We start from the raw sequence: 21,196 nt of genomic DNA, 5'->3' as shown, positions 1-21,196 counted from the left end.
CCTGCACGTGCCTTTCGGAAGATCCGCGCTTACTCAACTCGAAGAACCTCGACCGCAACGGGAGTAGTCCTCGTCCTGGCCACCATCGCGGCACTCGGCGCAGCTGCGCTCGACCCGACCCTCACCGGAACGGGCTACCTGACCGCAGTCGTCGAACCATCCCAACCGACTCGCCGTCTCAGCGCTCCTCTACCTCGTGGCGGCAGGCACAAGCGTCGGCATCGCCATCGCGCTCTACCCACTACTCAGAAAGCTCAACGCTGGCCTGGCACTGGGAGCAGTTGTGTTCAGAGCCATCGAAGCGGTTCTTTTCACGACCGCCGTCGTGAGTCTGCTGTCTCTCATGCCCCTCGCTCAACACTTTGCGGCGGGCCCAGGCGACAGTCTTGCGCCGATCCAGGCAATTGCGGACTCACTCCTCAGCATCCGCGACCATGCCACTCTGGCAGCGGTCTTTGCCTTCAACGTGGGCGCTCTGAGCTACTACGCGTTGTTCTACCGATCAAGACTCGTTCCCCGGTGGCTCTCGGGCTGGGGCATGGCAGGCGTGGTTCTGCTCATGACTGCCTGCCTGCTGGCGTTGTTCAGCGACAATCCGGTCACCGGCTACACGCTCGTTATCCTGCCCATCGCTCTCCACGAGATGGCCTTGGCTGTCTGGCTCTTGGTCAAAGGCTTCGGTCCGGCATCCCATCCATCAAGTAGCGCTCGGGAAGAGTCCACCGCGAGGGGCCAGCTGTTACCGCCAACTGCACGTCCGAAACCCGCCAGCACCGCTTCCCCTACCTCTGTGATGATGTGGTCATGAATCTGCGCGCCAGCATCTTCGGACCCGCCAGCACCAAAACTCAGGCGGCAGTCGGCGCGGTCGTCGCGTTCGCCCTCGCGCTACTCATCGGGTTCGGCTTGGAGCAAGGCGCCGACTCTGCGGTCTTCACAGCCTTGCTGGTCGGCCTAGCAGTCCTCATGATCGGCCTGAAGCGGAGCCGCACGGCCCGCCGCTGAGTGCGGCGCAGGGGTACGACGACGCGCTATCAGACTCGGTACACGCACGTCCATGTCACGCTTCCCGATGGCGTTCACGTCGCGGAGCAGGTGAAGGTCGTGACGGACCCATGGTCCGATTTGAGCGTCCTGCTCGACGCGTAATCGGGTCGCGGCAACCTTTGCTAACGCATGCTCAGCCGCGATCCGGTCGCTCGGGCCCATACCGCCGCGTATGACTGTCAAGCGCTGGCCGCCCTGCGCTCGATGCTCTGGTCCATTCCGTCCCGCATGCGGATCCCAAACGCGACACGTGATCGGCATGCCGCTAAGGTCACTGCCTGCCCGTTCAGTTGATGCCGAGCGTGACCCCTACAGATACGACGTGGTCAAGCTGTATCGGCCGGCCGCCGGCGAACCCGATGCCTACCCGCGGCTGGCGGCGGCGCTGACCCGCCCGATCCGGTGGGACGTGATCGGCGAGCAGTACGACCAGATGATCAGTACGCCACCGCGATCCGCTCCGGCACCGCCTCGACCGAGGCGATCCTGCGCCGCTTCACCAAGGCCAACTCCATCCATCCCACCTACCAGGCGATGATCGAGCTCGGCCGCGCCCAGAAGACCCTCTTCGTCGCCCGCTACCCGCGCGACCGGGACCTGCAGCGCGAGATCAACGAAGGCCTCAACGTGGTCGAGTCCTGGAACGGCGGCAACTCGGTCATCTTCTTCGGCAAAGGCAGCGACATCGCCTCCAACCGTCGCGAAGAACAGGAACTGTCGGTGCTGTGCCTGCGGGTGCTGCAGTCAGCACTGGTGTACGTCAACACCCTGATGGTGCAAGACGTCCTGGCCGACGACAAGTGGGCCGAGAAGATGACCGATGTCGATCACCGCTGCCTCACCCCGCTGTTCTGGACCCACGTCGCCCCCTACGGCGAGGTGCGGCTGAACATGACCCGCAGGCTCCCTCTGCGCCAGCAGACGTGAGCCTGAGGTCACTGCCCCCTGGCCTTCTCCGTACTGACTGGGCTCCTGCTCCACCGCCTCCTGCCTACCGCGCGGCCCTCGGCTCCATCCCGGCGGAATCACGTATCGCGGCGAAGGCAGGGCCCCGAACATGCTGCACCGGTCTTGTCGCGCACCGAGGGCTGCGGCGTCTCGGCGGCCGGTACGGGCGGTACGCCGAGGACGGTTGGAAAGCGCTGCTCATGCTGGTCGTCCTGGCCGTGAGCTACCTCGCCTCGCGCCGCCTGGTCATCACCGTGCTCATCGGAGCGTTGACCGTCGCGGTCGTGTCGTGGGTGTTGTCCCCGAACCTGGCAGATGCCCGCAACGGAGACGCGACGGTCCTGGCCCATTTGGACCACCAAGCCGGCCTGGGCATGCTCGCCGGCTACCACAGCGTCGCGGTCGCCGAGGTCGACCTGAACGCGGCCCAGCCGGTGCAGCTGGCCGGGATCGGCGCCGACGAGACCACCTCGATGGAGGTCGGTCGATGACTAAGGCGATGACGGGGCTGGTCATCGCAGACGCCGTACGCCGCGGAGAGATCCGGATGGACGCGGCCGTCTCCACCTATCTTCCCCAGCTAGCGGGCTCGCTCGCCGGCACCGCCACGATGCACGAGCTCGTCACTCACACCTCTGGGTACGCCGAGTTCGGTGCCGCAACCGTGCGCCGCGCTGTCTGGAAAGCGCCGCTGGGCCACAACTTCTTGACCGCCGACGGCGCGCAGCTGACCAAGGAAGCCACGAACCAGACCCTGAGCGGACGCGGCCACTACGCGTACTCCACGCTGGGTTCGGCCATCGCCGGCCAAGCCGTCGCCGCAGCAGCCCACATGAGCTACGCGGACCTGATGCGCACCCGTCTCGGGGGCTCTGGCTCTGTATCTGGACGATCTGTTCCCTTACTGGGCTCAGCTGGGCCGCAAGCCAGGCATCCCAAGCTCGACCGTGCGGCGTGTGAGCTTGTCGGCACCGGCCTGCTTCTCGCGCAGCAGCCGCAGGGTCAGATCGATGCCTTCGATCTCACCGAGCCAGCCTTCGTCGACGGCGCGGCGGCGCCGCACCATGAGATCGTCCTCGAGCTCTTGCAGTCTGGGCAGCATGCGCGGGTCGACGTGCAGCATCGGGCATCGCACGCAGGCGTGCTCGTGCTGGCATGGTGTCCCGTAGGGGCGGGCGCAGGAGCCGAGTTCGACCTTGCGCTTGTCGAAGTGCTCCTCGAAGTCAGTCCATTCCCGGGGCGTCACGTAGATGTACTCGTCGGCTGGCCGCAGCTCGCGGCGCCGGGCCAGGAAATCCTGGTAGTGCTGGACCATGTCCTCCTCGAACACCGCGACGTAGCCCTGAGTGGTCTGCAGGTCGAGGTGCCCGAGCAGCTTCGCGCCGATGTGGATCGGGAGGCCGTTGTTGACCAGCTCGGTGGCAAACAGCCGCCGAAAGTCGTGCGGGGTGAAGGTCACGCCGGCGAAGGCTCGATGAGTAGCGGCGAGGTCGGCGCAGGCCCGCTGCAGCATCTCCCGCACGGTCGCCGCTCCCATCACGCCGTCTCCGCTGATGCTGCGCTGGAACAGGAACGGCATCGGCGGCGACCACACCCGCTCGTATGGGTCGTAGCGGCGGACCAGCCGGATTGGTCGGCCGCCGGCGGTCAGACGCAAGATGACGGCGGCGAGGACGTGCAGCAGCTCGGCCGACATTGGCACCACCCGCTCGCGGTCGGTCTTCGACGGCGCGATCACCAGCAGCCCGATCAGCTCGCCGCCTGGGCGTTCGAACTGGCGGATGCTCAGCTGGGTGAGTTCCAGCAGTTCCTCGATCCGGACCCGGTGTGGCGCATCGTCTCCACGCACGCCCACAGCCAGAACGCCGGGTCCTCTTCCAGCGTGAGGCTCGTGATCCGCCCGGTGGCCTCGTCGACTACCCGGACAGTGGGCTGGCCGGCGGCGACCAGTTGCTGGTCGTAGCTGGTACCGGTGCGCCGGTACCGCCGCCCGCGATGGGTGAACGCCTGCCCGAGCGCCGTGCGACCAGCTAGGTCGAGCAGCTCACCGAGTTCGGTACGGCGCTGCTCGAGGTGGTCGACGAGGATCGGCAGCAGCGGTTTGCGGACCCTGATCCGGTCAGTGATCTTCTCGTTGACCCGCCGCTTGCGGGCCCGCTCCCCGCGCACGTCCACAGGTGAGATGGGACAGGGTACGACCCAGTGCGCCCAGCGTTCGGGCTCCTCGATCGCCCAGCTCTGCAGGTCCAGGTAGAAGCTGCGTACCAGGCTGAGCACATCTTCGGGGTGCCGGCGGACCCTGCCGTCGGCGCAGACGTTGAGCCCGGCGCGCCACTGCGCGTAGGTGTCTTGTCCCAGCCGCAGGTCCCGCTGCCCTGGGTTGATCTGCTCTACGGCTTTCCAGAAGACCGCGGCCAGGTTGTAGGCCAGGCCGGTCAGCGTCGTGTAGTCGACCTCCGGCTGCCGCCTGCTCAGGTAGTCGACCAGCAGATCCCTGACACCCCGGTTGCGCAGCTCGTGGCGATCGACCAGCTCAGCCGCGCTGAGTGTGGCCCCGTTCAGGCAGGCCTGCAGCGAGTGCGGCGCACCGGGCGGAAAATGCCCCATCCCGTGCAGCACGTCCCACACCAGCCGCCCCCGATGGCGGCCCGGCGTACCGGCCTTCACGACCGCGGACCGGTAGCGGGCGGAGTCGATCGAGAAGTGCAACAACGCCTCCGGGGTCACGTCCCGCAGGGCAATTCGCTGACTGAGCAGCATACAGGCGACGTCATACAAGGCGGCCTTGCGCAGCGAGTAGCTCCGCCCAATCCTGTTGACCTCGGCAACGAAGCGGTTCAGCAGCGGATCGTTCTCCGCAACCTGCAGCGCGTGAGCCAGGTCAACTACCTTGTTGGACCGCAACGCCACCAGCGTCGGCTGGATCACTCGCAGACACACCAGGCTGCGAAAGCCTGATGCGATCCGCATCCGGCGCGTGCTCTTACCACCAGCAGCGCCACCTATGTCCGCGATCGGTCGTCCGCCGCCGTCGAACCCTCCGGACTTCCACCGGTCGGTCCAGGTGTCGCCGTCGTACTGCTCCAGGTGCTCAAGCAGCAGCCGTACTCCAACTCGTCGCATCGACTGCTGATCTGGATCGGTGTCCCACACCGTCCCGGCCATGCCAACCAGGTCGGCTGCACTCGCCCTGGACAGATCACCGAACCGTCCCGGCGGTGACCCAGACGTCGACGCCGGAGCGGGCATGATGCCGCCAGGCAGCAACGCCGAGGGCTCCTGGAGCAAGTCGACCAGTGGCGGCCTAGGCACCGAACACCACCGCAGCGTCAGCCGGGTCGTACCCGGTGGCCAGCCGCTGCGCCGGGCGCTGCGCGGAGAAGTGTTGCTGCAGTTTGTCGAACAGGTCCTCCACACGGGTGGCGGTGTAGATGCCGGTGGTGTTGATGTCGGCATGCCGAAGGATCGCCCGCACCTCCGGCAACGTGATCGACGGATCCTGCGCCAAACGCGTCGCCGCGGTATGCCGCAGGTCGTGCAGGGTCCAGTTCGTCCCCAGCGCATCGTTCGCGCGCTGCAGCACCCGCCGCATCGCCCAGTACGTCACCGGCCGAGGATCACCCCGCCGAGTCCTCCACAACGGCTCACCCGGCGCCGGCGGACCAGCCTCGGCCAAGTACGACACGAGGTAGCGCAGCGCCTCCGGCGACACAGGCACCGCCTGCCGCAACCGGCTGCCCTTCGAAACCACAAAGATCACCTGCCGCGCCCAGTCGACATCCTCCAAACCGATGCCAAGCAGCTCCGACGCACGCGCACCACTCGACACGTAGCAAGCCAGCAGGGCCCTGTCGCGATCGCAGCGCAACACGGCGAACAACTCGTCCCAGCAACGATCCGAGAGCGCCCGCGGCTCCAGCTTCGGAACCTTCTGCCGCAACGGCGCCCGCCGCCCCGTCCTCGGCGGCTCCATCGGGTTGCGGTGCGCCACCACCGCGCGCCGCTCCCGCGCCGCCGGCACCGGACTCACCACCGGTCCCCGTCCGTACTGAGCGTGGAAGCTGTAGAAGCGGCCGATCACGCTGAGGGTGTGGTTGATGGTCCGTGGGGCGTATCCAGCCGACAGGTAGGCCTTGCCCGTGCGGCCGTTGACGGCGCCAGGTCGACTGGACGACGACTCGGCGCGGCCGCGTTGCGGATTGCGCCCAGATCGCATCCACCCCACCAGGACCTGGACCTCATAGGCCGTGGCGCGATCCCACACCACGTCCAACAGCCACAGCACCCGGAACCAACGCAGAAGGTCGAAGCCGTAGCTCCGGCATGTCAAGACGCTTACGTCGCTCAGCGACAAGTCACGCAGAAACACGCTCGCCGGCTCGACCTCGCGACCGTCGCGGTCGAACACCACGTACGGCGGATGATTCAGATCAGTGGCGACGACCTCACCGATCCTGGGCGGATCGACTCGTCCCTCCACCAACAACCGTCCCCAGTCCGGCATCACACCAAGTCCCCTCGCTCACCGACCGCCCCGGCTGGGCGCGCTTGGTGCAGTTAACTGGTAGCGCGAACGGCTGCTTCAGCTTCTTGCCCGACTTGCCGACCTCGTCGGTCTCGAGCCACTCGTAGAACGCGTCGACCGGGATCAGCGCCCGCTGCGACTTGAACGCGCGGCGGTAGGCCGGCTTCTCGTGGACCGTCTCCGCACGCGCATTGATCATCTTCGCGCCGACCTTGATCTCCTTCGCCCAGAACGGCAGCAAACCCCAGCGAAACGCCCGGAGCTCCCGCACCGGTTCAGCGTCCTCGCCGGCGTCATCAGGAACCCGGGCGATCACCACCGGGTTGTCCTTCGTCGGCGTCACGTTGAAGTCCTGACCCCGTAGCTCGTCGGCGCTGCTCTCGTCGACGACGAACCGCTCGAGCAGATCGTCGCGGCTGGCCACTGAGGCGTATCGACCACACATGCCTGCCAGCCTGCCACGGCCTACGGACACCAGCAGCGATGCCGCCGGAATCAACCCACGCACCCAGGCCCGCGCGCTTTCGTGCAGCGCTTCGAGACCACCACCTGTCGGTACGGCCAGCATCATCTCCCAGGACGAGATCCGCCGCATGTCCGCGTTCACGGTCGATGACAGTCGGGTTGATCCGTTGCCGGCCGGACTACAAGTCCGGCCGCTCGCGGCGCGGCCGACCGGAACCGGAAAACCCGTCTTCGGTGTGACCTGCGGGCGACCGGCGAGCAGGAACCGGCTGGCTGACACACCTCCGCCAGCAGCAGTGAGCACGACTGGGTCCACCTCCCACTGACCCTGGGGTGAGGGCTCGAGAGGGGGTTGAATTCCAAACGCAACCGACCCATATGAGAGGGGGACGGACGCGTGCACGACACGGGCCGCGTCCCACCCAGCACGGCCGTGCTGAGGATCACCGGCCAGCCGGCCGTCTCTCCCGAGCAGCTCGCGCAGCCCACAGTCGAGCCGGACGAATCTCCCGGCCTCGACTGATCACCGGTGTCCGGCCGCGGTGGCGACCGGGGTCGGAATCAGGGAACCCGACTCCGGCCGCCGCAGGATCGAGAGCCGAGGTCACCGACACGATCGAGCCGGCCTGCGGCCGCGGGAACGAGCCGACGTACGTCGGCGCTGCTCAAGGGCTCTCTCCCCCTCCTGGCACTCCACTCTGACCCGACACGCCCTCCGCGCAACCGCCCACCTACGGCGGCCCCTGCGGGGTTTCAGCGGTTGCACTCCAGCCGCTCACTCGCCGGTGAGCGGGGACCCCGGATCATCCTTCCAGCGGAAGTAGACCGGGTCGCCGAAACTCACCGGCACCTTGCCCTGCGACTGGATGACGGTGGCCGTGCCGTTGGCGCGGCCAACGGCGTACATGTAGCCGCTACCGGTGTCCTTGTCGATGCCGAGCAGGATCGTGCCGTACTGACCGCACTTCTGCGCCAGCAGCGCCTCGAACCCCTGCCAGGTCTTCGCCCGAACCTGCTTCACCACCGGCTTCATCGGCGCCGTCGTCGGGATGTGGATGGTGTAGAGCGCGCCGCCGCGAGTGTTCGCGAGGAACGTGTCGTAGGTGCGGGACTTGCTGATCAACGCCATCGACTTCACCGCCGCGAACCCCGGCGCGGATGCCCTGTTCCGCCAGACGCCCCTGGTGTCGACGGTCCAGCGGAAGAGCGTGCCGTCACTGCGGAGCCCGTAGGTGTTCCGTCGCGAGATGCCTGCCTCGGTCGGGCCCTGATACTCCGCCCCCTCCAACGCGACGAAGGTCGCCCAACCGCCCCCGATCCGGGTGTTTCCGCCGTTCACGGTGTTGTTCGCCGCGGTGTATCCGGTCAGGTACAGTCCATCGCCGATGATGACGTAACCAGAGACAGCGACCCCGCTGAAGCCGTCGTCCATGACCTCCATCGAGCTACTGACCTTCACCTGCCCCGGACCGTAGAAGCGGCTCGCGTAGACGCCGACCCCGCTTGCGGTCGGCGGCCTGGTCGCGAAGACGATCCGCGCGTGATGATCACCGCCGGCGGTCACCGATCCTGCTCCCAGGGCGCAACTCGCGGTTGGTGCGGCCGTCGCCGTGGTCGGTACCAGAGCCCCTGCCACGAGCAGAGCTGCCGCTGTCGTTCCGAGTGCCTTGATCATTTCGCACCATCCCTCCCACTACGCATGATGGCGATCGGTGCGGGTTTGTTGTTGACCGTTTGTCGGTGGGGCGTGTGAGGATGCGACTGTGACCGAGATCGGGGTTCGTGTGGGGGTTCCGGGGACTACGAGGAGCTGACCGCGCTGTTCGGGGGCGCGATGATGTTCGATCCGTCGCCGAGTGAGCTGGGGCGGCAACTGTTCGAGCCTGAGCGGGCCCTGGTGGCGACGGACGGTGCGGAGGCTGTCGGCACCACCAGGGCGCTGACGCGGGAGCTGTCCGTGCCGGGTGGGGTGGTGGCGGCCGCGCACGTGACCGGGGTCGGGGTGAAGGCGACGCATCGTCGGCGTGGGGTCATGTCGGCGTTGATCACCCGGCAGTTGCGTGAGGTGCCCGAGGCGATCGCGGTGCTCTGGGCCAGCGAGCCGGGGATCTAGGCTCTTGTCGAGCGCCTCGACCCGGCCGGTCGAGGCGCGGCGGGTGGACCTTGGAGCTCGCACAGTTCCATGTGCGGCTCGACCGGGTTCGCGTTCTCGCCGAGACCGTCTCCGACCCGGTGCGCGCCGACACCTATGACTGCTTGTGGCGCACCATTGGGGAGGAAGTCGGGTTCATCGCTGACGACCTCGACCGCGGCGGATCACCGCCGCCGACCGGCGGGCCGCTCTCAAGGGTCGGAGGGAGCTCTGCCTCAGTTACGGCGCCACCATCAGCGACAACTGCGACCTTGCCGCTGATCGGGCTGGCGGTCGGATCGAGGACGAGCCGGATCTCCACCCGCGCTGAACGTCGTCCTCAAAATGCCCGCGCGAAGGCCTTCGGCCAAACGGATATGGGCAGGCAGACCTTCGCGACGAGATCATCAGGGTCCGCGACACCCGTGAAGGAACAACAAGAAGAGGCAGTACGGCGTTCGACGAGGGGATCATCGGCGTCGCGGTCTGAGAGTAGGATCGCGCTGACAAGCTGGGAGCCGGCGTGGCTGATACCGCTGCAGGACGATCGCCCGGACTCTTCGGGCGCGAAGCAGAATGTGCGGCGCTCGACCTCACTTTGTCCAACGCGCGCGCCGGTCGCAGCCAGGTGGTCGTGCTGCGCGGTGAGGCCGGCGTCGGAAAGACCGCACTGTTGGGGTACCTGGATGGCAAGCTCGAGGGCTGGCAGATCGCCCGAGCCACCGGCGTCGAGTCGGAGATGGAGCTGGCCTACAGCGGACTGCATCAGCTCTGCGCTCCGATGCTTGAGCGCATGGATCGGCTGCCTGCGCCGCAGCGCGAAGCCCTTGCGACTGTATTCGGCCGCAGCTCGGGCGCTCCGCCGGACCGTTTTCTGGTCGGGCTCGCGGTCTTGTCGCTGCTCGCCGAGTTTGCCGAGCGGCGCCCTGTGATCTGTGTCGTCGACGATGCCCAGTGGCTCGACGAGGTATCGGCGCAGGTCATGGGGTTCGTCTTCCGGCGCCTGCTCGCCGAACGTGTCGCCGTCGTGTGTGCGGCCCGCTCACCTGTCGGCGACGAGATGGTGTCCGGTCTTCCCGCCCTGGTCGTCCGTGGGCTCGGTGAGAGCGACTCACGCGCCCTGCTTCTGGGTACCATGCACGGCTCCCTGGATGCCGCGGTTCTCGACCGGATCATCGCCGAGAGTCATGGCAACCCTCTGGCGCTGCTCGAGCTTCCGCGAACCTGGACTTCGGCGGATCTGGCGGGCGGATACGGCTTGCCGGACAGCACCGCGGTGATTGGCAAGATCGAGCACAGCTACGTACGCCGCCTGCTGCGGTTGCCCCCCGACACCCAGCTACTTCTCCTCGTCGCGGCCGCTGACCCAACGGGTGATTCGGTGTTGCTCAAGACCGTGGCCAAAGGCCTCGGCCTCGACCTGGCTGCGCTCGATCTCGCGGCGGACGTCCGGCTGCTCAAGGTCGACGAGCGCGTGGAGTTCGCGCATCCGCTTGCTCGGGCCGCCGCATATCGGTCGGCCACGGCCGACGATCGACGTCGCGTCCATCGCGCTCTCGCGGTTGCCACCAATGTCGAGTTGGACCCGGACCGGCGCGCCTGGCATCTGGCCTCTGCGGCGGCGGGTCCCGACGAGGAGGTGGCCGCCGAGTTGGAACGCTCGGCCGGCCGGGCGCAGGCCCGCGGCGGCTTTGCCGCGGCATCCGCCTTTCTGCGACGTGCCGTCGCGCTCACGGTCGACCCCGCGCGCCGGTCGGAACGCGCGTTGAGCGCGGCGCAGCTGAGTCTGACGGCGGGCGCATTCGACGCCGCTCTCCGAATGCTGGGAGTGGCGGAGGGCGGACCACTCGACGACTTCCAGCGCGCCAGGGCCGAGCTCGTGCGGGTTACAGCCGGCTACACATCCGGAAGCCTCGTCGACGCCCCGGCGAGGTTGCTGGATGTGGCGGGGCGGCTCGAGGCGTTCGACCTGGAGTTGGCCCGCGAGACCTACCTGTACGCGTGGAGCGCCGCGACGAGCCGCGGGCATTTCGAGCAGTCGAATGCGTTGATGCGGATCGGTCGCGCCATTCGCGCTCTTCCACCCCCGGAGTCGCCCCGCCCCTTCGATCTGCTGCTCGATGGCCTCGCCCGGTACACCACCGACGGCCGGGCAGCCGCGATCCCGGCGCTCCAGACGGCGACCAAGGCGGTCAGCGACCTTCCAGTGACCGACGTCCTGCGCTGGGGCTGGGCCGCCACGTGCGCCCCCAACGCTGTCTGGGACGAGGAAGGCATGTTCGCCGTCTCGACCCGGCAGCTTGAGCTGACCCGGGCGGCCGGCGCACTCGCGGAGCTACCGATCCACCTCACGTCACTAAGCCTGGCGATCATGTTCACAGGTGACTTCGTCGGGGCCGCCGCGCTGATGGCGGAGTCGGATAGCGTGGCGGCGGCGACCGGGACCCGGTTCGCTGGTCACGGGCTGACCAGACTCCTTGCGTGGCAGGGCAAGGAGGACGAGGCCGTCGCGGTGATCGCGGCCACGATGCGGCAGGCCGAGGAGTGGGGGCAGGGCATCGCGGTCACCGCGGGGCTCTGGGGACTCGCGGTGCTGCACAACGGGCTGGGCCGATACGCGGAGGCGGTGGCGGAGGCCCGGGAGGCCGCGTCGCACACCTTCGAGCTGTGGATCTCGATGTGGGTCCTGCCCGAACTTGTCGAGGCCGCGGTGCGGACCGACGACATCGCGCTCGCAATCGACGCGTTCGAACGCCTGGACGAGGCGACGCGTCCGTGCGGCACCGACTGGGCACTCGGCATCCGAGCGCGCGCCTCGGCGCTGCTGAGCGATGGAGCAGCCGCCGACGACCTGTACCAGGAGGCGATCGAACGGCTGGGGCGCACCCGCCTCCGGCCGGAACTCGCCCGCGCCCATCTGCTGTACGGCGAGTGGTTGCGGCGCGCGGGTCGTCGTACCGATGCGCGCAAGCAGTTGCGGACGGCCGAGGAACTGCTCACGACGATCGGGATGACGGCGTTCGCGGAGCGAGCACGCCGTGAACTGGCCGCGACGGGCGAGAAGCTGCGCAGGAGAGCCGGCGAGCAGCGCGCCGAACTCACCCCGCAGGAGGAGCAGATCGCACGGCTGGCCCGGGACGGGCGCACTAATCAGGAGATCGGCGCGGAGCTGTTCCTCAGCCCGCGGACGGTCGAATGGCACCTGCGCAAGGTGTTTGACAAGCTCGGGATCACCTCGCGGACCGCCCTGCACACCGTCATGCCCGGGTACGAGCCGTAGAGACCAGGGACAGGGCCAGGGTTTCGACCGGCGTGCCGGTGGGCCGCGCGGAGAAGGCTTTGGGTGTCACCCCAACCCCTCCAGGAGGCACACCATGGCTATCACCGTTGAACCCGGCACTGCGATCCGGCCGTTCCGGATCGAGGTCTCCGACGCGGAGCTGGAGGATCTGCGGGCCCGTCTCCGGGCCACCCGCTGGCCGGACAAGGAGACCGTCGACGACCAATCGCAGGGCACCCCGCTGGCGACTGTTCGGGCGCTCGCCGATCGCTGGGCCACGGAGTACGACTGGCGCCGGTGCGAGGCGCGGCTGAACGCGTTCCCGCAGTACCTCACCGAGATCGACGGACTGGACATCCACTTCCTGCACGTCCGGTCGAAGCATGAGGATGCGCTGCCGCTCATCGTCTGCCACGGCTGGCCAGGCTCCGTGGTTGAGCAGCTGAAGATCGTCGAACCGCTGACGGACCCGACCGCGCACGGCGGGAACGCAACGGACGCCTTCCACCTCGTGATTCCGTCGATGCCCGGCTATGGCTACTCGGGCAAGCCGACCGGCACCGGCTGGGGCGCCGAGCGAATCGCCCGCGCGTACATCGAACTGATGCGCCAGCTCGGCTACACGAAATTCGTGGCACAGGGCGGCGACTGGGGTGCCGTCGTCGTCGAACTGATGGGCGTCGACGCGCCGCCGGAGCTGGCCGGCATCCACGTCAACATGGCCGGGGTGTTCCCGCCCGAGATCGACGCGGCGCTGGCCGGCGGGGGAGAGGCACCCGCCGGTCTGTCCGAGGAGGAGCAGGCAGCGTGCGACCAGCTCGGCTTCTTCTACAAGCACGTCTTCTACGCCTACTTCATGGGTGACCGCCCGCAGTCGCTGACCGGCATCGCGGACTCGCCGGCCGGTCTGGCAGCCTTCATGCTCGACCACGACGCGGCGTCGCTGGCGATGATCGCCCGCAGCGTCGACGGAGTACCGGAAGGCCTGAGCCCGGACGACGTCCTCGACAACCTCACCCACTTTTGGCTGACCAACACCGGAGTGTCGGCCGCGCGGCTGTACTGGGAGAACAAGGGCGCGTTCTTCTCCGCCCGGGGCGTCAACGTCCCGGTCGCCGTCAGCGTCTTCCCCAACGAGCTGTACCAAGCCCCACGCAGCTGGGCAGAACGCGCGTACCCCAAGCTGATCCACTACAACCGGGTCGACAAGGGTGGCCACTTCGCAGCCTGGGAGCAGCCCGCGCTGTTCTGCGACGAGGTTCGCACGGGCTTCCGCTCGCTGCGCGACTAGCCCATGACCACACATCCAACGATGCCCTCGCTCGCCGGGGCCGAATGGCTCAACTCGGCCCCACTCGGTCCCGGCGAGCTACGGGATCACGTCGTCCTGGTGAACTTCTGGACGTTGACCTGCATCAATTGGCTACGCCAGGCGCCGTATGTCCGCGCGTGGTCGGAGGCCTACCGAGACGACGGCCTGATCGTGATCGGGGTGCACACCCCCGAGTTCACCTTCGAGCACGAGACCGCGGGGATACGTAGGGCTACAAAGGTACGCCGGCTCGACTACCCGATCGTGGTCGACAACGACTACGCGGTCTGGCGCGCGTTCGCCAACCACTACTGGCCCGCCCTGTATTTCGTCGACAAGACCGGACAGATCCGCGACACCCACTTCGGCGAAGGCCGCTACGAACAATCCGAACACGTGATCCAGCGCCTCCTCGACATCGAACGCGACCAGGCAACGATCGACAGCGTCGGCATCGAGGCACCCGCCGACTGGACACACCTCCGGTCACCCGAGACCTACGTCGGCGACGGCCAAAGCGCTCACTTCGCCTCACCAGGTGGAACCACGTTCGGCCGCAGCACCTATGAACTCCCCGAACGGCTGCGCCTCAACCACTGGGCGCTTGCCGGCGAATGGACGATCGAGCAGGAGCGGGCCGTGCTCGCGGGACCGCGTGGCCGGATCGCCTTCCGTTTCCACGCTCGCGATGCGAACGTGGTGCTCGCCGGGGGACAGGGTGGGCCGATTCCGTTCCGGGTCCTCGTGGATGGGCGGGCGCCTGGGGCGTCGCACGGAGTAGATGTGTCCGCGGACGGTCAGGGGGAGCTCGAGGACGGGCGCCTTTACCAGCTCGTGCGGGAGCAGGGTGAGGTTCGTGAGCGGACGCTGGAGATCATGTTTCTCGAACCCGGGGCGGAGGTCTACGTTTTCACTTTCGGGTAGGTCAAAGCACCCAAGAGGTATCACAGCAGTGGCGTAGGCGTCCTCGGCGTGGTGGGTGGAGTCCGCGAGGGTGACGCGGTTGCCACCCGAGGCGGTGTCAGCGACGCGAAGGGGTCGCCGAGGTGGGCGCGGAGTTGTTGCTCGCGAGGAGCCAGATCAAAGGGCTCTGGCACCGGCCGCAACTGCACAAAAGGATCCGCAAACACGCCTTGCTGTACGACATCGAGCTGCCGACAGGTTCGTTCGACGAGAAGCCTCAGACCGTCGCGGGGCGCGACGCCGACCGCGAGAGCAATACCGACGAGACGTCACGGGCGCAGTTCGAGGCGAGTCTTCATCGAGCGATGCGCGACGCCTATGACATGCGGGTCATGTTCGCCGATCATGGCAACCCGGCGCCGCGATGGATCCCGCTGGCCGAACTCCGCGAGGAACTCGACCACCAGCGCCTCCGGTTGCGTCCCGCGGAGTGGTGGAAGTTGGTCGTCACCGTGTGCGGGTCAGCGAGTGGTGCTGATCATGCCGTGAGGAGTTCGGTTGGCGCCACTCCGCGGGACGCAACCCGCCGAATCCGTCGCGGTTTAGTCGTCGCTGGAAGTGGCATCTCTTGGCGCGGTGTTGGTGTTGTTGTCGCCGGGCCGAGCGGTGGGCGAACAGCTGCGGGCGGGCTGGGGCGTCGTCCTCGGGCTCGCCGGGCGGAAGCTGGTGGTCACTCACTCAACGAGAACCGCAGGCGACGACTCGAGGTACTTCTCCAGTGCCCGCAGGCGCGTCGAATCCGACTGTTGTGACGCCTTCAGGTCCTGGCGAAGGGCAGCCTGCCACTGCTGAGCTCTGTCGAACTCCCTACCCGTGAACACCTCCGCGAGCAGCACGCCGTACCCGAGTTCGGCGGCGGCACGATCGGCGAGTCGTTCCTGAGTGCGGGCGGCCCACGGCACCACGAACGGCGCGAGGAAGGGCTCAACATGAACACCACGTAGTGGCTGAAGCCGAGGAACATCCACACTCCGAGCACACCGATTAGCAGGAACCCGATCACGATCTTGGCCAAGATCGACAACACCCGATGCTTCAGACAGAAGTCGATCGCCCGACCCATCATGCGGGCGGGCACAGCGAGCCAGGACAGCAGCAGCGACGGCGTACGGGGCATTGCCAGGCGGTGCGCCAACTCGCGCGCCAGGACCGCCTCCAGGTTGCGGGGTGGCAGCCGGTACACCGCCCAACTCGTCACTGCGACTGGGAGCCGGCGGTGGCCGGCGCGATCGCCTCCGGCCCTCGTGCACCCAGACCCGGTAGTGGTCGGGGTTGACACCGGCGGCGGTGCAAACCGCCCCTGATCGTGGGTCGGAGTGGGCCAGCGGACGGGGGAATTGTAGCGGCGGCGTGGAGCCATTCGTGGAGCGAACTGCCCGATACGGATGAAAAATACGGGCACCGGAGATAGGTTCCTTGCAACGAATCACGCCTGAAGACGGCAGACGTGACGCTGACCTTCCTCCTCGCAATGAGAAGGTCGTCGGTTCGATTCCGACAGGCGGCTCCACTCCGCGGCACCAAGAAACCCCAGGTCAGGCAACACATGACCTGGCCGCTTTCAGCTCTCGATCCCGTCAGAAGCCGCCGTACCGCATCGCCCTCCTCACTGATCAGGAAGATGTCGACGCGCGCGATCGGCCTGCCGTGCTGATCACCCGTCCGGTTGGCCGCGCAGCACGACCTGGCGTACTTCTCGCAGCCCGGTCACGTCCCGGGCCAGGTCGCCGGCGACGACGACCAGGTCCGCGTCGTAGCCGGGGGCGAGTCTCCCTTTGCGCTCTCCGAGTCCGCAGACCTGGGCCGCGATGCTGGTAGACGCAGTCAGTGAGTCGACCACACCAGCCACCGCGGCTAGCTCGACCACCGACTCGGCGTACAGTCCGTGGGCCTTGTTCGGGCCGATCCCGGCGTCAGCGCCGCCGACCAGCCGGACCCCGGCCGCATGCATCCGCTGGACCAGACTCTGGCGCTTCTCGACCAACTCCTCGGGGGTAACGCCGGCCTCGCGCATCCGCTGCTGCAACGCCTCCGGCGCGCGGCGTAGTGCCGCGACCGTGAAGCCACCGACGGTGGGGCACACGGCCATCCCGCTCTCCGCCAACGCCTGGAGTTGCGCGGCGGAGGCAGAGATGTCGCGCAGCGCGGCCAGTCCCGGTGCGGCGGCGTCGCCCAACCGCACGAGATAGCCGGCGTGTTCGAGCCCGTCGGCGCCGACCGCGACCGCCTGATCGATGGCCAGGGCCGCGTGTGCGTGGGCGGTCACCGGCAGCCCCGCGCGGTGGGCCGCGTCCACGAGCAGCTGCAGGTCCTCGAGAGCGAACTGGGGCGCATAAATGTCGGTGTCGGCCGTGTTGATGCCCCCGCTGGCCATCACCTTGACCACATCGACCCGCCGCTCGACCCGCTCCCGGATCGCGGCGAGCAGCTGGTCGGCCCCGGCCGCCTCCCCGCCGAGGTACCAGCAATGCCCGCGGGGTGTCGTGACCGGCGGGCCCGAGGCGACGATCCACGGCGCTCGATCGTCGCGGGCGCGTTGCGCGTCGCGCCTGTCGACGACGTTGAAGTTCCGGTCGCCCAGGTCGCGCACCATGGTCACCCCGGCGGCCAGCTGCCGGCGCAGCGCCTCGGTCACCACGGCCTCGATCTCCTCGTCGCTGTAACCGGCCACCCGGTCCAGTGCCATCGGCCCGCTGTCGGCAACCAGGTGCACGTGAGTGTCGATCAGGCCGGGTAGCAGCGTCGCGTCGCCGTGGTCGTGCAGCGCGCAGCCGTCGGGGAGGTCGTACGCCGCGGCCTCGACCCCGAGGATGCGGCCGCGGTCGACCAGCACGGTGGCGCCTCCCGCCACGAACCGTTCACCGTCGAAGCAGGCACCCGCGCGGACCGCATACATAGGACTGACCTACTCCCTTGGGCCACAGGTTGACAAGCAACCGCTGTGAACGCGGCCGGCCGGGAGAGAACGGCGGTGGCACCTCAGCTACGTGAGTCATGACGTCCCCTGATCGATTGTTCAGCCTCGCCGGTGGCGCCGCGCATCGATTTGCAGTCCACGATGTGGCGTCACCCGCGGCACGAAACATCGGATACGCGTGGGGAATCTCGCGCTCGCTGGGGGCGGCCGTGTTGCTAGAAGCGCTGGTAGAGAGCGGATGCGACGCTGTCGTTCTTCCTCGTAATGAGAAGGTCGCCAACTCCAACTCGCAAGGGCTCGTGATAAGCGCTCGCGCTCCGCAGACGACCGGCGGTCGGAGTCCTGACCTAGGCTCCGACCCGGCCGGCGAAGTGCGGTTGCATCGCGCGCCGGTGAGTTCTCCATCCTGCGCAGCGGTGGTATGGGCGATGATGGTGCCATGACCACGGAGCCGCGGCCAATCGATCTCATTGTCCGTCCTGAGGCCGCCGCTGTCCGTTCTGTATGGATTGGCGAGGCGACGGACTTCACTCCTTGGCTGAAGGACAACCTCGACTGGCTCGACGTCCTGGGGCTAGGGCCCCTGGAGTTGGTTGGTGTGGAAGTGCCGATCCCGGATGTGGGGCGGAGCCTCGACATTCTTGCCCGCACGCCGGCCAACACCCTTGTTGCGATCGAGAATCAGTTCAGCAAGACCGACCATGATCACCTCACGCGCGGCCTGGCTTACGCCGTAGGGCTTGAGGCTGGCGCGCTCGTTGTGATCGCCGAGGATCACCGCCGCGAGTTCGTGGCGGTCGCCGACTACCTCAATAGCGCGTACGAAGAACTCGGGCCTAACAAGGGCATCGCCGTTTTCCTCGTGAATCTGGCCGTCGAGAAGGTCGGTGGCCACTATGTGCCCAGGTCCGAGGTCGTATCGCGACCGAACACCTGGCTTGCGGAGATCCAGGTCGTCGGCAACGTGAGCACACGGACCGTCACTGGGTTTCTGGAGTCGTGCCCACCCGAGTCAAGGGATCGCCTCGCGGAGATCCTCGACAACTGGACGAGAACACCAGGAGCGTCGATCCGGCTCAACCCGAACTCGGCGTCGGTCTCGCTCGACTACCCATACTCGCCCAGGACCGGACACCGCTCGCTGTATGTCGTCTACAACAACGACACATGACCGTCAACCGGGGCTACCTGCGTGAGAGCGTCATCGATGACACTCTCGTGGCCGAAATGGACCGGCGACTTGCCGACTTATTCCCCGGTATCTCTGACAAGCCGTACTATCCGACGGTGCGCGAACCGCAGCCGGCGGCCCTGACTGAGTTCGCACAGTGGGTTTTCAGCATCGGCGGCACTGCTGCGGGGTGACACGGTTCGCAACGCGAAATCGAGTCCTCTACCGCTCGTAGAGAGGGCGCGGAGGGCTCTCGATGGACTCCAGCCCTAGGTCCGCAACGCGGTAACAAGGTCGGATGGGTTCAGGCGGGAGAGACCTGCGGCCTAGCTGACAAAGGTTGCCCACGAGAGCCTAGCGGCCGGGTCCGGCGGTCAAAGGCTATGACTGGGTGGATCGCACAAGCTCGATCACGGCGGCGGCAAGCGGTGCCTCGCCGCCGAGATGCACGGTCGCGCGACGGCCGCGCGAGGCAGTGACCAATCCTGCTGCGACGAGCAGAGCCACAGCGCGGTGCGCGGTGCTCGGCGCTACGGCGTACCGCTCAGCCAGAGACTTCTCGCTCGGCAGGGGATCGCCGGGGCACAGGATGCCGGAGTCGATCGCGCCCCGTAGGTCTGCGGCAATCCGCTGATACGGCTGGAGGTCTTCGTCTGTGGCGCTGGGCGCCTGAGACGATGCCATCTGGCTTGTCGTCGTGTTTGCCGGTCTGGGAGGCATTCGGGTGGGCGTCGACCCTGCGGCTCGTTGGTCGGCCTCCGACCACCAGGCCGTGTATACCCGCAGCGTTGTTGTCCCGTCGCCAGAGTGACCCAGGCGCCCGGCCGCGGCGCGCACGTTGTATATCAGCTCAGTTGCATTGTAGTGACGGTGGTTCTTGAGGGTGGTGTGGATGCCGAGACGTGCCGCGAGTCGCGTGTACCGCTTCGTGATGGTGTCGGGATGGTGTGGAACGCTTCCATCGGGAACGGGCGAGAACATGTAGCTGTTCGGGTCGAACGCGACTCCTCCGTCCGACGCTCGCTGGCGGCAGCGCCCTTCGTGCTCGTCCAGTACCGCGTCAGACTCCGAGTCGATGACAACGCGACGCTGCTGGTGCGTCTTGGTGTCCTTCTCCTCGAGCTGGCCAGCATCGTTTACGAAGATGGAGCGTCTGATGCCGAGGACGGACGTTGCGCCTTCTCCGCGATCGCGATCGCTCCACCGCAGTGCGCACATTTCGCCGCGCCTACTGCCAGTCGTCGTCTTTGTTGAGAGGAAGGCTCCCTAGTCGTCCTCCTCCCACGCTGCTGTGATCAACCGACCGACTTCGTCCACAGTCGGCGGCCGTGGGTCTGGTGCCGGCAGGCCAGGCTTGTCGGCGTGCTCCGCTGGGTTTATGGAGATCCACTTCCAGACAACGGCGCGCCCAAGAGCGCCGCTGATGATCCAGTGGATCTGTCGGACTGTGGAGTCGGCGAGGCCCTTGCAAACGTGGGGCTTACACATCCGTCGGCATCGCCGGCAGCCTTGCGGATTGTTGCGCAGGCATCGGCTGCCTTCGTGCTCGTCGCATTGGTGGGGGCGTGTGGTTCGATGCTGAATGAACTTGTTCCCTCGGCAGTGCAACCGGCAGCGCCGGAGTTCGGCGTAGAACGAATCCAGCACTTCGACATCCAGTCTCGTCAGCTTCGTCGTGCCGAGGAGCGGCTTGATGTGGATGTTGTACTTCGAGCGATAGCCGCGCTTGGTTGATGCGTCGACGTCAAGCACATCGAAGTACTTCGTCATTAGTTGGTCGACCGTTGCTCGTGTCCTGGGGTTGCGCTTCTCGTCGACCTCGTTCAAGAACCTCGTCCGAAGCTGCTCGGCCAGTTTCTCCTGCTTCGGGCCGGGCGCGATGGTCTCGGTGAGGTAGAGCCGGCGCTTGGTCACGGGGTCCCTGCCGGCGTACACCTTCACTCGGATGGAGCCGGATGGAAGCGTCTCCAGTTCGCCGCGCTGCTTGCCGACAGGCTTGTTCCCCATGGCCCCACGGTGGCGATTTTTCGGGCGCGGCACCACGAGTGGCCCCACGCCCTTCGTTTCGACCCTCAGCTCATGACCCAATCATGGCGCTGACCTGCATGTTCTTCTTGTAGGGCGGGCGGGACTCGAACCCGCGACCCAGGGATTATGAGAGCCATGCCACTTGCCACACTGGCCGACTCCAGTCGGCACGACTTGCTGTTGCGGCCCCTCTGAGCGACTCACGCAACTCTCCTAGACGCTGTTTCATGGCACGAACCATGGCACGCGAACGCACGCCGGGCGAGCTCGCCGCCCCTCAGCATCAACAGCCGCCAGTGCGCGCTCGAAGAGCTTGCGGGCCTTGCCGGCTCTCCTAGCTTCCAGCTGACATTTCTGAGGGTTGCGAGGTCATCCACGACATTCTGAGACACGGCCTGGAGCAGTCATG

At 67.2% G+C, this 21,196-nt stretch carries 19 protein-coding genes and 4 pseudogenes; 12 read left to right on the top strand and 11 right to left on the bottom strand.

Annotated features, from left to right (window positions below; all coding sequences use genetic code 11):
- Positions 1-163: 163 nt before the first annotated feature.
- The 5 genes and pseudogenes from ACXC9Q_RS25790 to ACXC9Q_RS25770 all read left to right on the top strand — a co-directional run.
- A pseudogene (locus tag ACXC9Q_RS25790) lies at positions 164-808 on the top strand (DUF4386 domain-containing protein); the annotation flags it as partial.
- Positions 805-1,005, top strand: a complete 201-nt coding sequence (locus ACXC9Q_RS25785; RefSeq protein WP_457059227.1) for a hypothetical protein — start codon at positions 805-807, stop codon at positions 1,003-1,005. The pseudogene ACXC9Q_RS25790 and the gene ACXC9Q_RS25785, both read left to right, overlap by 4 nt.
- Positions 1,006-1,372: 367 nt before the next feature.
- Positions 1,373-1,974, top strand: a pseudogene (locus ACXC9Q_RS25780) (Tn3 family transposase); the annotation flags it as partial.
- Positions 1,975-2,195: 221 nt separating this feature from the next.
- Positions 2,196-2,486, top strand: coding sequence for a hypothetical protein (locus tag ACXC9Q_RS25775; protein ID WP_457059226.1), 291 nt, complete (start codon positions 2,196-2,198; stop codon positions 2,484-2,486).
- A pseudogene (locus tag ACXC9Q_RS25770) lies at positions 2,483-2,800 on the top strand (serine hydrolase domain-containing protein); the annotation flags it as partial. The gene ACXC9Q_RS25775 and the pseudogene ACXC9Q_RS25770, both read left to right, overlap by 4 nt.
- A gap of 105 nt (positions 2,801-2,905) precedes the next feature.
- On the opposite strand, the gene ACXC9Q_RS25765 reads toward ACXC9Q_RS25770, so the two are convergent.
- The 4 genes from ACXC9Q_RS25765 to ACXC9Q_RS25750 are packed head-to-tail and all read right to left on the bottom strand — an operon-like array spanning position 2,906 to position 7,127.
- Complete coding sequence (locus tag ACXC9Q_RS25765) at positions 2,906-3,844, bottom strand: tyrosine-type recombinase/integrase (RefSeq protein WP_457059225.1); 939 nt, start codon at positions 3,842-3,844, stop codon at positions 2,906-2,908.
- Entirely contained in the window at positions 3,781-5,307 is a 1,527-nt protein-coding gene (locus tag ACXC9Q_RS25760) for a hypothetical protein (protein WP_457059224.1), read from the bottom strand. The genes ACXC9Q_RS25765 and ACXC9Q_RS25760 overlap by 64 nt, the downstream gene beginning before the upstream one ends.
- A complete protein-coding gene (locus ACXC9Q_RS25755) occupies positions 5,300-6,475 on the bottom strand; it encodes a tyrosine-type recombinase/integrase (RefSeq protein ID WP_457059223.1) in 1,176 nt (391 codons plus the stop codon). The genes ACXC9Q_RS25760 and ACXC9Q_RS25755 overlap by 8 nt, the downstream gene beginning before the upstream one ends.
- Entirely contained in the window at positions 6,441-7,127 is a 687-nt protein-coding gene (locus ACXC9Q_RS25750) for an SOS response-associated peptidase family protein (protein ID WP_457059222.1), read from the bottom strand. The genes ACXC9Q_RS25755 and ACXC9Q_RS25750 overlap by 35 nt, the downstream gene beginning before the upstream one ends.
- A gap of 255 nt (positions 7,128-7,382) precedes the next feature.
- Here ACXC9Q_RS25750 and ACXC9Q_RS25745 point away from each other — a divergent pair, with 255 nt between their 5' ends.
- Positions 7,383-7,508, top strand: coding sequence for a hypothetical protein (locus tag ACXC9Q_RS25745; RefSeq protein WP_457059221.1), 126 nt, complete (start codon positions 7,383-7,385; stop codon positions 7,506-7,508).
- Positions 7,509-7,760: 252 nt separating this feature from the next.
- Here the strand turns inward: ACXC9Q_RS25745 and ACXC9Q_RS25740 are convergent, their stop codons facing one another.
- Entirely contained in the window at positions 7,761-8,660 is a 900-nt protein-coding gene (locus ACXC9Q_RS25740; protein ID WP_457059220.1) for a hypothetical protein, read from the bottom strand.
- A gap of 159 nt (positions 8,661-8,819) precedes the next feature.
- On the opposite strand from ACXC9Q_RS25740, the gene ACXC9Q_RS25735 reads away from it, so the two are divergent.
- The 4 genes from ACXC9Q_RS25735 to ACXC9Q_RS25720 all read left to right on the top strand — a co-directional run bounded on the left by ACXC9Q_RS25735 (position 8,820) and on the right by ACXC9Q_RS25720 (position 14,632).
- Positions 8,820-9,098 (top strand): GNAT family N-acetyltransferase, encoded by a 279-nt coding sequence (locus ACXC9Q_RS25735; protein WP_457059219.1) that lies wholly within the window; start codon positions 8,820-8,822, stop codon positions 9,096-9,098.
- A gap of 541 nt (positions 9,099-9,639) precedes the next feature.
- On the top strand, positions 9,640-12,396 hold the full coding sequence (locus ACXC9Q_RS25730; RefSeq protein ID WP_457059218.1) for an ATP-binding protein: 2,757 nt from the start codon (positions 9,640-9,642) through the stop codon (positions 12,394-12,396).
- A 94-nt stretch (positions 12,397-12,490) separates the two neighbouring features.
- Entirely contained in the window at positions 12,491-13,687 is a 1,197-nt protein-coding gene (locus tag ACXC9Q_RS25725; RefSeq protein WP_457059217.1) for an epoxide hydrolase family protein, read from the top strand.
- Between the two features lie 3 nt (positions 13,688-13,690).
- Positions 13,691-14,632 carry a redoxin domain-containing protein gene (locus ACXC9Q_RS25720; protein ID WP_457059216.1) on the top strand — a complete coding sequence of 314 codons (942 nt, stop codon included), beginning with the start codon at positions 13,691-13,693 and terminating at the stop codon, positions 14,630-14,632.
- Positions 14,633-14,940: 308 nt separating this feature from the next.
- Here ACXC9Q_RS25720 and ACXC9Q_RS25715 read toward each other — a convergent pair whose 3' ends face one another.
- From ACXC9Q_RS25715 to ACXC9Q_RS25705, 3 genes are all read right to left on the bottom strand, one after another.
- On the bottom strand, positions 14,941-15,075 hold the full coding sequence (locus ACXC9Q_RS25715) for a hypothetical protein (protein WP_457059215.1): 135 nt from the start codon (positions 15,073-15,075) through the stop codon (positions 14,941-14,943).
- Positions 15,076-15,428: 353 nt separating this feature from the next.
- On the bottom strand, positions 15,429-15,854 hold the full coding sequence (locus ACXC9Q_RS25710; RefSeq protein ID WP_457059214.1) for a hypothetical protein: 426 nt from the start codon (positions 15,852-15,854) through the stop codon (positions 15,429-15,431).
- Between the two features lie 471 nt (positions 15,855-16,325).
- Positions 16,326-17,567 carry an amidohydrolase family protein gene (locus tag ACXC9Q_RS25705; protein ID WP_457059213.1) on the bottom strand — a complete coding sequence of 414 codons (1,242 nt, stop codon included), beginning with the start codon at positions 17,565-17,567 and terminating at the stop codon, positions 16,326-16,328.
- A gap of 460 nt (positions 17,568-18,027) precedes the next feature.
- Between ACXC9Q_RS25705 and ACXC9Q_RS25700 the strand changes: the two genes are divergently transcribed.
- The gene (locus ACXC9Q_RS25700) at positions 18,028-18,759 is read left to right on the top strand and encodes a hypothetical protein (RefSeq protein WP_457059212.1); all 732 of its coding nucleotides are present in this window, start codon (positions 18,028-18,030) and stop codon (positions 18,757-18,759) included.
- Complete coding sequence (locus ACXC9Q_RS25695; protein WP_457059211.1) at positions 18,756-18,953, top strand: hypothetical protein; 198 nt, start codon at positions 18,756-18,758, stop codon at positions 18,951-18,953. Before ACXC9Q_RS25700 ends, ACXC9Q_RS25695 begins: the two co-directional genes overlap by 4 nt.
- 187 nt (positions 18,954-19,140) lie before the next feature.
- On the opposite strand, the gene ACXC9Q_RS25690 is transcribed toward ACXC9Q_RS25695, so the two are convergent.
- The 3 genes and pseudogenes from ACXC9Q_RS25690 to ACXC9Q_RS25680 all read right to left on the bottom strand — a co-directional run bounded on the left by ACXC9Q_RS25690 (position 19,141) and on the right by ACXC9Q_RS25680 (position 20,766).
- Positions 19,141-19,443 (bottom strand): winged helix-turn-helix domain-containing protein, encoded by a 303-nt coding sequence (locus ACXC9Q_RS25690; RefSeq protein WP_457059350.1) that lies wholly within the window; start codon positions 19,441-19,443, stop codon positions 19,141-19,143.
- Between the two features lie 96 nt (positions 19,444-19,539).
- Positions 19,540-19,992 (bottom strand): annotated as a pseudogene (locus ACXC9Q_RS25685) (site-specific integrase); the annotation flags it as partial.
- Positions 19,993-20,025: 33 nt separating this feature from the next.
- Positions 20,026-20,766 carry a hypothetical protein gene (locus ACXC9Q_RS25680; protein WP_457059210.1) on the bottom strand — a complete coding sequence of 247 codons (741 nt, stop codon included), beginning with the start codon at positions 20,764-20,766 and terminating at the stop codon, positions 20,026-20,028.
- Positions 20,767-21,196: the final 430 nt, after the last annotated feature.

Source organism: Kribbella sp. CWNU-51, from assembly GCF_054073265.1.
Note: the sequence above shows the minus strand (reverse complement) of the source record. Positions and strands in the feature narration are given on the sequence as shown.

Excerpts from the sequence above, each read along its gene's own strand:
- ACXC9Q_RS25785 (WP_457059227.1), top strand. The coding sequence starts at position 805 with ATGAATCTGCGCGCCAGCATCTTCGGACCCGCCAGCACCAAAACTCAG.
- ACXC9Q_RS25775 (WP_457059226.1), top strand. The coding sequence starts at position 2,196 with ATGCTGGTCGTCCTGGCCGTGAGCTACCTCGCCTCGCGCCGCCTGGTC.
- ACXC9Q_RS25740 (WP_457059220.1), bottom strand. The coding sequence starts at position 8,660 with ATGATCAAGGCACTCGGAACGACAGCGGCAGCTCTGCTCGTGGCAGGG.
- ACXC9Q_RS25735 (WP_457059219.1), top strand. The coding sequence starts at position 8,820 with ATGATGTTCGATCCGTCGCCGAGTGAGCTGGGGCGGCAACTGTTCGAG.
- ACXC9Q_RS25725 (WP_457059217.1), top strand. The coding sequence starts at position 12,491 with ATGGCTATCACCGTTGAACCCGGCACTGCGATCCGGCCGTTCCGGATC.
- ACXC9Q_RS25720 (WP_457059216.1), top strand. The coding sequence starts at position 13,691 with ATGACCACACATCCAACGATGCCCTCGCTCGCCGGGGCCGAATGGCTC.
- ACXC9Q_RS25705 (WP_457059213.1), bottom strand. The coding sequence starts at position 17,567 with ATGTATGCGGTCCGCGCGGGTGCCTGCTTCGACGGTGAACGGTTCGTG.
- ACXC9Q_RS25700 (WP_457059212.1), top strand. The coding sequence starts at position 18,028 with ATGACCACGGAGCCGCGGCCAATCGATCTCATTGTCCGTCCTGAGGCC.
- ACXC9Q_RS25695 (WP_457059211.1), top strand. The coding sequence starts at position 18,756 with ATGACCGTCAACCGGGGCTACCTGCGTGAGAGCGTCATCGATGACACT.
- ACXC9Q_RS25690 (WP_457059350.1), bottom strand. The coding sequence starts at position 19,443 with ATGGCATCGTCTCAGGCGCCCAGCGCCACAGACGAAGACCTCCAGCCG.
- ACXC9Q_RS25680 (WP_457059210.1), bottom strand. The coding sequence starts at position 20,766 with ATGGGGAACAAGCCTGTCGGCAAGCAGCGCGGCGAACTGGAGACGCTT.